The 10,133-nt window shown below is 36.4% G+C and carries 10 protein-coding genes; 9 read left to right on the top strand and 1 reads right to left on the bottom strand.

Going from position 1 to position 10,133, the window contains the following annotated elements; all coding sequences use genetic code 11:
- The coding region (locus tag CY0110_RS26760; RefSeq protein WP_008278789.1) for an LptF/LptG family permease at positions 1–1,064 on the top strand (1,064 nt) is incomplete at its 5' end.
- A 69-nt stretch (positions 1,065–1,133) separates the two neighbouring features.
- Here the strand turns inward: CY0110_RS26760 and CY0110_RS26755 are convergent.
- Positions 1,134–2,183: a fatty acid desaturase gene (locus CY0110_RS26755; protein ID WP_008278788.1), complete on the bottom strand. Its 1,050-nt coding sequence runs from the start codon at positions 2,181–2,183 to the stop codon at positions 1,134–1,136.
- Positions 2,184–2,438: 255 nt separating this feature from the next.
- Here CY0110_RS26755 and CY0110_RS26750 point away from each other — a divergent pair, with 255 nt between their 5' ends.
- From CY0110_RS26750 to CY0110_RS26710, 8 genes are all read left to right on the top strand, one after another.
- Positions 2,439–2,840, top strand: coding sequence for a hypothetical protein (locus CY0110_RS26750; RefSeq protein WP_008278787.1), 402 nt, complete (start codon positions 2,439–2,441; stop codon positions 2,838–2,840).
- Between the two features lie 277 nt (positions 2,841–3,117).
- Entirely contained in the window at positions 3,118–3,708 is a 591-nt protein-coding gene (locus tag CY0110_RS26740) for a hypothetical protein (protein WP_008278785.1), read from the top strand.
- Positions 3,709–3,912: 204 nt separating this feature from the next.
- Positions 3,913–5,820, top strand: a complete 1,908-nt coding sequence (sir, locus tag CY0110_RS26735) for a sulfite reductase, ferredoxin dependent (protein ID WP_008278784.1) — start codon at positions 3,913–3,915, stop codon at positions 5,818–5,820.
- Between the two features lie 37 nt (positions 5,821–5,857).
- Positions 5,858–7,276, top strand: a complete 1,419-nt coding sequence (locus CY0110_RS26730; protein ID WP_008278783.1) for a serine/threonine-protein kinase — start codon at positions 5,858–5,860, stop codon at positions 7,274–7,276.
- Between the two features lie 64 nt (positions 7,277–7,340).
- Complete coding sequence (locus tag CY0110_RS26725) at positions 7,341–7,523, top strand: hypothetical protein (protein ID WP_008278782.1); 183 nt, start codon at positions 7,341–7,343, stop codon at positions 7,521–7,523.
- A 17-nt stretch (positions 7,524–7,540) separates the two neighbouring features.
- Positions 7,541–8,560, top strand: coding sequence for an Npun_R2821/Npun_R2822 family protein (locus CY0110_RS26720; RefSeq protein ID WP_008278781.1), 1,020 nt, complete (start codon positions 7,541–7,543; stop codon positions 8,558–8,560).
- Positions 8,561–8,566: 6 nt separating this feature from the next.
- Positions 8,567–9,556, top strand: a complete 990-nt coding sequence (locus tag CY0110_RS26715; protein WP_008278780.1) for a glycosyltransferase family 2 protein — start codon at positions 8,567–8,569, stop codon at positions 9,554–9,556.
- Positions 9,557–9,568: 12 nt separating this feature from the next.
- Positions 9,569–10,133: glutathione S-transferase family protein (locus CY0110_RS26710; RefSeq protein ID WP_008278779.1), on the top strand; the 565-nt coding region annotated here is incomplete at its 3' end.

Raw genomic sequence — 10,133 nt, 5'->3', positions numbered from 1 at the left:
GTTTAGTGTCTGTATTGGGGGTAGCCATTGGTTATTTATCAGATTTAGCGGATAAGGTAGTCGATTCTAATTTACCCCTCATGCAAGCATCGGAAATTTTGCTGTTAAAAGTGCCAGAATTTACGGCCTATGCTTTGCCCATTTCTGTGATGTTAAGCACCTTATTAACTTATGGACGTTTGAGTAACGATAGTGAATTAATTGCTTTTCGATCCTGTGGGGTTAGTTTGTATCGTTTGATTATTCCCGCTATGGTTATGAGTCTAGCCGTCACAGGGGTTACGTTTTTGATGAGTGAATTAGTCGTTCCTGCGGCCAATTATCGGGCTACAGCGATTTTAGTGGAGTATTTACAAGAAGATCATCCTTATTGGCAAAATAAAGATATTTTTTACCCTGATTATGAACAGGTGACTTTACCTAACGGAGATCAAGAAAAGCGGTTAAAGCATTTATTTTTTGCTGAACAATTTGATGGTCAACATCTCAAAACTTTAACGGTTTTAGAATGGTTAGAAGAACGATTAAATCGGATTGTTGTCTCAGATTCAGCAACATGGAATGGACAAGAAGAAACATGGGATTTTTTCAACGGGACTATTTATCAATTATCTTCGGATGCCTCTTATAAAGAAGCTTATCCCTTTGAACACCGACAGTTACCTTTAACGAAAGCAGCCTTTGAATTTGCCTTACAAGGCCGTGATCCCTATGAAATGAATATTATTCAGGCTAGGCAATATATGAAAATTTTGAAGATGATGGGGGATGATAAAAAGCTACGAATGTTTCAAGTGAGAATTCAACAAAAACTGGCTTTTCCCTTCATTTGTGTGGTGTTTGGGGTGGTAGGTTCGGCTTTAGGGGCAACCCCTCAACAGATGAGTCGCGCGACAGGTTTTGGCTTAAGTGTGGTCATTATTTTTAGTTACTATCTCTTGGGCTTTCTTATTGGTAGTTTGGGTCTAATGGGCTTAATTTCTCCTGTTTTAGCGGGTTGGTTACCTAATCTTTTAGGACTCGCTATGGGCGGTTGGTTACTATATCGTTTTGCTGAATCTTGATTGTACATTGATTATAAAAGGATCGCTAAGAACCAGCGATCCCCTAAATGTGTTCAAAAAAATGGTTTCTTATTTTTTGTTTTGATAATATTGTTTAAAGCTCTGATAGTTTGTCTCAGGATGATAAAGATGGCATTGAGTGGTAATCTCATTCATTAACGGCCAAGAAAAGCGCAGTTCACACAAATAATCACCCCAATTTTCCTTTAAACTTTGATGAGCCATGCGTAAATTATAGCTAGGTATTCCCGTAGAAATATGATGGGGAATATGAACATTAATGTCATGACAAAGAATTTCTACCCAACGGGGATAATCACAATGAACAGTACCCGATAATTGAGCTTGGGCTTCGTTCCAGTCTGCTTCTTTTTTAAAGGGAACATTGGGAACCGTATGATGAACTAAAGTAAAGGTACTCATCCAAAAATGGAACACTAACCAAGGTAACAACCAAAACTTAATCACACCCCATATTCCTAAGGTGACGAAAGCAATAGGAAAAGCGATCATAGCAGCTACAATAACGACTAAAGCAGAAAAGCGAATTTGTTCTCTGTCTTTTCCTTCAAATTTAGTCCAGTCAAAGTGAATTTTTGCCCAGTGAACCACAGAAGCAAACCACCAAAAAGAACCTCTCAACTGTCGATAACCCCATCTTTCAAAAGCAGACAAACTTTCATAAAATTCTGGCATAAATGGATCCCAAGCGTTATCAACATCTAATTTATTGGTGTGCTTGTGATGATGATTGTGGAGAATACGCCAACCATGAAAAGGATAAAATAGCGGTAAAAAAACAGTATGACCAATGAAATCATTGACCCAATTATTATTAGAAAAAGAACGATGTCCACAATCATGACCAATGACAAATAATCCGGTCATAGCTGTTCCTGTAAATACCCATAAAATGGGCAGTAAGTACCAAGGAGAAACTGCCAAAGCAGCCCAACCTAAAGCTACCATAGAAACAGTAAGAATCACCTTAAACCAAGCTTTTCGAGGATTTTTAACAAAAACTTCTGAGGGTAACGTTTTCAAAATATCCCGTAACCGAATGTTCTCATCTAATTGAGGAGAAACTGACGGTTGAGACTGAGTGAGCAATGTTGTCATGAATAACTTAGGAATAGTACAAAGTGTAAACGAGAGAGTAAGTTATGGGAGTTTGAGGCTTAAAAACCTTTACAATTAAGCAAAGATCATCAATGAAGGCTCAAAAAAGACAAGATTTCCCATGACCTAGCCTTAATAGTTATATCACATTTCAGAGAAATTATCGATTTCTCTGATTATTCTTAGTTGTTGTGATTTTCACGTTATGATATGAGCAGAAAATTTTAAGTAAGAATAAAATATAGGGTTTAAAGAATGACTATTATAAACAAAATTAAACTCAATAAGAAAGGAGTGTTAGTGATTCTGATAGGGTTTCACTGTTTAACATTTATAACAACTCTTATTTGGGTTAATCATCCATCATTTCCTCGTCGAGTTTTAGGAGATGTAGAACTCTACTATGATTACTCACTTAATATTCTTAACGGGGCTTTACCTTATAAAGATTTTCCAGTGGAATATCCTCCACTTTCTTTGTTGACAATGTTATTACCTCAATTAATCAATTTTTGTAAATTTTTCTTCGGATTCGTACCTAATCTTCGAGATTATACAAAACTTTTTTGCCTAGAGAATACTATTCTTTCGCTTATTATTGCGGTGACAATTTTAAAAATTGAACTCACTTACGAAAAAAAAACATTATATAAATAGTTTAATCAGTTATAGTTTGTTGATTTTAGTTTCTCTACCTTTATTGCCTTGGCGTTATGATTTATTTCCTTCTTTTTTGACTATTTTAGCTTTTTATTATCTGTTTAAGCAGCCAATAATCAGCGGAATACTTTTAGGTTGTGGGATTTTAGCCAAATTATATCCAGTTATTTTATTGCCTGTTTTCATCATTTATTTTTTTCAAAGAAAAAACTTTCGAGCTTGTTAGCAATTATGTTTATCTACAGCCATAACAATTATTCTTGTTTGTTTACCTTTGTTTTTTATTGATGTTGATAGTGCTGGATATTTTTTAAATTATCATAAGCAAAGAGGTTTACAGATAGAGACACTTCTTGGAGGAATAATTTTATTATTAAATAAAGTTAAATGGATTCATCAGGAAACATCTGTAATCATCTATAATTATGGAGCTTTACATCTAAACTTATTTCTAGCCGATTTTGTTGCTAAGATACTACCTTTTGTTTTTTTATTTCTCTTTTTAATAATCTTGATAAAAGAAAAAAAAGATTTTTCTAAGTATGATAGGTTTGATAAAGAGAAAAAATTAGAAGTTACTAATTTAGTCAAATATGTTGTCTTAGCTTTATCCTTATTTATGGTAACTAACAAAGTATTTTCGGCACAATATATTATTTGGATACTGCCTTTTATTCCATTTTTAAACTTGATAGAAAACATTACTTTTTTGATTATATTTGCCTTAACAATATTTATTTATCCATTTAATTATCATCTATTATCATCAGGAGATTGGGGGTTAATATTAGCATTGAATTCAAGAAACTTTTTATTAGTCTTTCTAATAGTTAGGCTGCTGAGGAAAAAAGAGTCTAATCTATAATTGATAACCAATAATATCAAATCTTCATTAGTGCCACAGTTAGTATGAAAGACTAAAGTCTTTACAAAGAGGAAAGATATTTTGTCACATTTTTTAAAGAATCAAAAAGACTCAAAACAGTTAAAATAGAAAAAGTCACTCATAATCTGACTGAGCAATATAGAAAAAAAGTTAGATTAGTACCGCATTTAATAATCAATTGCAATGGTCAAAACTCCTGTTTCACCTACCCGCAAAGTTTCTAAACTAGAAAACATTAAAGAACGTAGCAATTTCTTAAGAGAGCCGTTAAAAAGCGAATTATTAGAAGATAGCACCCATTTTAGCCAAGATGCAGTTCAAATACTCAAATTTCATGGGTCTTATCAACAAGATAACCGAGATAACCGAGTCAAAGGGCAAGAAAAAGATTATCAGATGATGTTGCGGACCCGTAATCCAGGGGGTTTTATACCCGCGCAACTTTATTCTACCCTCGATCGCCTCAGTGATGAATATGGCAACCACACCCTACGAGTTACCACCCGACAAGGGTTTCAAGTTCATGGGATTTTAAAGAAAAATTTAAAATCAGCGATCGCTTCCATTGTCAAGAGCATGGGATCAACCCTAGGAGCCTGTGGGGATCTTAACCGCAACGTTATGGCACCAGCAGCACCGTTTAAAAATCGCCCAGACTATCAATATACTTGGGAATACGCCGATAAAATAGCCGATCTCTTACGACCCCAAACCAATGCCTATTACGAAATTTGGTTAGATGGGGAAAAAGCCATTAGTGTTGAAGAAGATCCTGAAGTGGTGTCCGCTCGTCAACGGAATGGCAACGGAATCATCGTTAAAGATAGCGAAGAACCCCTTTACGGAGAGCATTATATGCCCCGTAAATTTAAGTGTAGCGTTACCGTACCAGGGGATAACTCCATCGATCTCTACACCCATGATGTCAGTTTAGTGGTGATCACCGACGACAGTGGAGAATTATTAGGGTTTAACGTCCTGACCGGGGGCGGAATGGGTCGCACCCACAACAAAGAAGAAACCTTTGCTAGATTAGCTGAACCCCTAGGATATGTGGCTAAAGACGATATATTTGACTTGATGAAAGCCATCTTAGCCACCCAAAGAGATTATGGCGATCGCACCCAACGCCGTCACGCCCGCATGAAATACCTGATCCAAGATTGGGGAATCGAAAAATTTAGAGGAAAGGTAGAAGACTATTTAGGGAAAGCCTTAGAACCATTTAAACCCCTTCCAGACTGGAAATATGAAGATTATCTTGGTTGGCATGAACAAGGAGACGGCAAGCTCTTTTTAGGCATCTCTATCGAAAATGGTCGGGTGAAGGATGAGGGTAGTTTTCAGTTAAAAAGCGCACTGAAAAAAATTACGGACGAATATGCCCTACCCATGCGTTTAACCGCTAATCATAACCTCATTTTCTATGAGATTGACCCCGAACATAAAGCCGGCATCGATAGCATTTTAGTTCACTGTGGCATTGTCAGTGATCCTGAAAAAATCGACACCTTAACCCGATATTCCATGGCCTGTCCTGCTTTACCCACCTGTGGACTAGCCATAGCTGAATCAGAACGGGCATTACCAGGGATTTTAGAACGCATTAAAGGGGTTTTAAAGCATCTGGGCTTAGGAGAGCAAACCATCGTCATCAGAATGACCGGATGTCCCAACGGTTGCGCCCGTCCCTACATGGCCGAATTAGGGTTTGTGGGCAGCGCACCCGGAATGTATCAAATTTGGTTAGGAGGCGATCCCAATCAAACCCAGTTAGCTCAACCCTACATCGATAAATTACCAGAAAAAGACATCGAGAGCTTCTTAGAACCATTATTTGCTTACTACAAAGAAGAAAAAATCGACAAAGAAAGTTTTGGGCAATTTTGTCAAAGAGTGGGCTTCGATGCCTTAAGAACCTTCTCAGAAAGTTATAGCCCGAAAAAACGTCGCCGTGTTCGCAAAAATCAACACCGAGTCAGTGTTCCTGATGCTATGTTTGTCCGTCTCAAACAAGCGTCCCAGGAAGAAAACCGGCCGATGAATCATATTGTGCAACAGGCATTAGAAGCCTATTTCGGTGAGCAGTAAATCCTAATTAGGGCTTATGCTTTAACTTGGGGGGAATATGGCTAGATATCCCAACTTTTTACAGTACAACTACCACATAGAACAAGTCTTAGGAAAAAACAGTACAGGAGGACGAGTGACTTATCTCGCCTCTCATGTTGATACCCAAAAAACTGTGGTTATTAAAAAATACCAGTTCGCCAAAATTGGTAATTGGAATAGTTATCAAGCCCATCAATCAGAAATTCGCGTCTTGCGATCGCTAAATCTAGCCAGTATTCCCCGTTATCTCGACTCCTTTGAAACCCCGAACGGCTTTTGTTTAGTTCAAGAATATAAACAAGGACAGTCCCTGGGGCAAATCAAAGGGTTAAGCCCCCCAGAAATTAAACAAGTCGCCCTCAATCTCTTAGAAATCCTCATCTACTTACAAAAACATCATCCTCCCATCATTCATGGAGATATTAAGCCCGATAACATCTTAATTGACCCAGACAATGGGTTAAAAGTTTATTTAATTGACTTTGGTTTTGCTAGGATGGGTAGTTGCGATCTTGGCATGAGTAGCAGCATTCGGGGAACGGTAGGGTTTATGCCCCCAGAAGAAATGTTTAACCGTCAATTAACCACAGCCTCCGATCTTTATAGTCTAGGGGCGACACTGGTTTGTCTGTTGACTGGCAGTTCAGCCCACAATATTAATCAATTACTCGATCCCCACGGTTATCAACTGCATTATCAACATTTACTGCTCCATCTTCATCCCCGTTTTCGACGATGGTTAAGGAAAATGACTGCGCCTAAACAAAGCGATCGCTTTGCTGATGCCTTAACTGCTTATCAAGCTTTAAAATCTTTGAGTATTGAAAAAAAAACATCGTTTTTCCTTTATCGACCAATATTAAAGAAGTATTCTCTAAAATCAATTATCTTAGGGATCACTATTCTGGTTGCTCTTGCTTTAGCAGGAATGACAGGGTTTATGTATTGGCAAGGCCGCACTGTTAGACTGCTTTTAACAAGCAAAAACTGTGAGGGGTGTTATTTACGCCATCTGACGTTAAGACAAGGAAATTTAATCGGGGTTAAATTAGCCCAAGCCAACTTAAAAGATTCTAACCTGAAAGATTCCAATCTAGCTAATGCTGACTTAAGGAGAGTCAATCTCAGCAATGCTTACTTAAAAGGTGTTACTCTAACAGGAGCGAATTTAGAAGGGGCTATTTTGAAAGGGGTTAATCTCATGGAGGCTAACCTCGAAGGAGCCAACCTCGAAGGAGCTAACCTCGAAGGAGCCATTTTAAATGGTGCCAATTTAACCCAAACTAATTTTAAATTTGCTAACTTACTTAATGCTAAACTAAAATACACACGGCTGATTAAAAGTAACTTAGAAGGAGCCAATTTAGGGGGTGCGAATATGGAAGGTGCTAATCTAGAAAATACCATCTTACCTGATAGTAATTTTTCTCAGTAGTTCCTAATTTAAACTTAGATTGACATCGTTTTTGCTTACGTAAAGATTAATTAGAGGTAAACAAATGACTAACTTAGGTAAAATTTTAGTTTTCATGGCCATGGGAATTGTGATTGCTAAATTTGTGGCCTCTTTCTTCGGAAAAGGTAATATTCCTTGGCTTAATAAATTGGTTACCATTATTTTATGTTTATTTATTGGTTTTGAGGTATATCAAATTGGTCAAATATTAGTTAATAAGCCATAAAAATTTGAGGAAAAATTATGGTATCTCAAGGAATTTATACCCTAGCTAATGATGTTGTTTATGATCAACTGATAGCGTTACTCAATAGTATTGAAGTCAATGTTAGTCCTTCACTTCCTATTTGTATTATTCCCTATGATGAGCGTTTAGATAAAGTCAAAGCAGAGATCAAAAATCGTCCGAATTTGAGTTTATTTGAGAATCAATCCTCCATTAATAGATGGGAAAACTTTGCTCATAAAGTTTGGGAAGCTCATCCGAGAAATAAAGAAAGTAAAGCCAGTCGCCCCAGATGGTATAAGGGACATTTACATCGTAAATTTGTAGCCTTTGATGGGCAATTTGATCAGTTTATTTTTTACGAAGCTGATAATTTAGCTATGAAGTCTGTTGAGGATGTATTTAAAAAGTTAGAAGACTATGATTTTGTTTTTGATGACTGGGAACATCGTAAATCAACGGAAAATGCAGCTTTAAATATTCCTATTATAGAAACCAGTGGTTGCTATACAGAAGAACAAGTTAGACCTAAAATTCATGATGCTAGTTTTTTTGGCTCGAAAAAAGGGTTATTTCCTCCCGAAGAATTAGCAGAATTAGAAGATAAATTGATTAACAAAAGAGAAGTCGAATGGATTAATAGAATTGGCTGGTGGGATGATGTTTTTCTCTATAACTATCTGACTTTACGCAGTGAAAGACCGATTTACAATTTTACCCAAAGTTCGGATGGACAAGATAGAACCGGAAACTGTGCTGATGCTGATCCTTTTGTCAGTATTGATAATGTCCTTTATAATGAGCAAGGATTAAAGCCCATTCATCGTATTCATTACATGAATTATTCTTCGGCATCTTTCGCCCGTTTATGTCAAGGAGAAGATGCAGATATTAACTATAAAGATACCTTTTTATATTATCGTTTTTTGAAAAATCCCGACCAAAAACCTAGTCAATTAACTCCGCCGACTTCTCTCACTAAAGCAACTCGAAAACTGCAAGGAATTATGGGAAAAATCAAGCGAACAATCTCTTAAAATATTATGGTTAAAGTCAGTGTTTGTATTCCAACTTATAACCGTTCCCATTATCTTACTTATGCGGTTAATAGTGTTCTTAATCAAACCTATTCTAATTTTGAATTAATTATCTGTGACGACGCTTCTCCTGATGATACACCTGAAGTCGTTGCAGGATTTCAAGACAGTCGAATTCGTTATATTCGTCATGAGAAAAATATGGGAAGAAGTCGCAATATGCGATCGGGTTTTGAAGCATCCCAAGGGAATTATTTTATTAAGTTTGATGATGATGATGCTTTAACCCCGGAGTTTCTAGAAAAAACTGTCAATATATTAGAGAAAAATCTCTCAGTTGATTTTGTTTGTACGAATCATTGGGTGATTGATAAAGATAGTAAAAGGATAGAATCTGCAACAAAAGACAATGCAGTTCGTTGGGGTAAAGATAAACTTAAAGAAGGTATTATTCAAAACTTAAATTGGCAAACTTTTTATTATCAAAGTTTACAAGTAGGGTCAACATTATTCCGTTATTCTTGTTTAAAAGAAGTCGACTATATGGACCCAAAAGCCGATGGATGCGAAGATTTTGATTTATTAGTTAGATTGGCATTAATTGGGAAAATAGGCTATTTTTTACCCAACTATTTAATGGAATATCGTTTTCATGGAGGACAAACCAGTTTAGGGCAAAATTTACACTTTTTACAAGCAAAATTATATTGTATTGACAATTATAACTTTCAAGATCAAGACTTAGAAGAAAAACGAAAAATAAAATTAGCCCAGACCCAACAAGACTTAGGACTAAGATTAATTGAACAAGGAAAAACAGCAGAAGGAAGAGAATTGTTGACCTCATCAAAACAAGTTTTAGGACCATCAAAAAGAGCTGATTTAGGCTTATTAATGTCCTATTTACCCCTTCACTTACGGCAACTAATTTTAAAACAATTTCGTCAATTAAAACCAAAAGATTATACTGAAAAAGTACGCTCACAAACCAGTTAGGATTATTTAAAAATGGGATTATTAATTGACGGCGTTTGGCAAGATCAATGGTACGATACAAAAAGTACAGGGGGACGTTTTGTTCGCCAACAATCTCAGTTTCGCCACTGGATAACCAAAGAAGGAAAAGACGGATTTAAAGCTGAAGCTAATCGTTATCATTTATATGTTTCTTATGCTTGTCCTTGGGCCCACAGAACCTTAATTTTTAGGGTAATTAAAGGACTAGAAAAGATGATTTCTCTTTCGGTTGTTCACTGGTTTATGGGGGAATATGGTTGGACGTTTGAATCGGGAGAAGGGGTAATTGCTGATTCCATTCATCAAGCTAAATATTTGTATGAAGTTTATACCAAAGCGAAGGAAAACTACACGGGAAGGGTGACAGTTCCTATTTTATGGGATAAGAAAACTAACACGATTGTTAATAACGAATCCTCTGAAATTATTCGGATGTTTAACAGTGAATTTAATCATCTTGGGGCAAAACCTGGAGATTACTACCCAGAAGCGTTAAGAGACGAAATTGATCAAGTTAATGACAGAATTTATAAAACAGTCAATAATGGGGTTACAA

The sequence above is a fragment of the Crocosphaera chwakensis CCY0110 genome (assembly GCF_000169335.1).
In the GTDB taxonomy this organism is placed as follows: Bacteria; Cyanobacteriota; Cyanobacteriia; order Cyanobacteriales; family Microcystaceae; genus Crocosphaera; species Crocosphaera chwakensis.
This window is presented reverse-complemented; position numbering and strand designations above follow the sequence as displayed.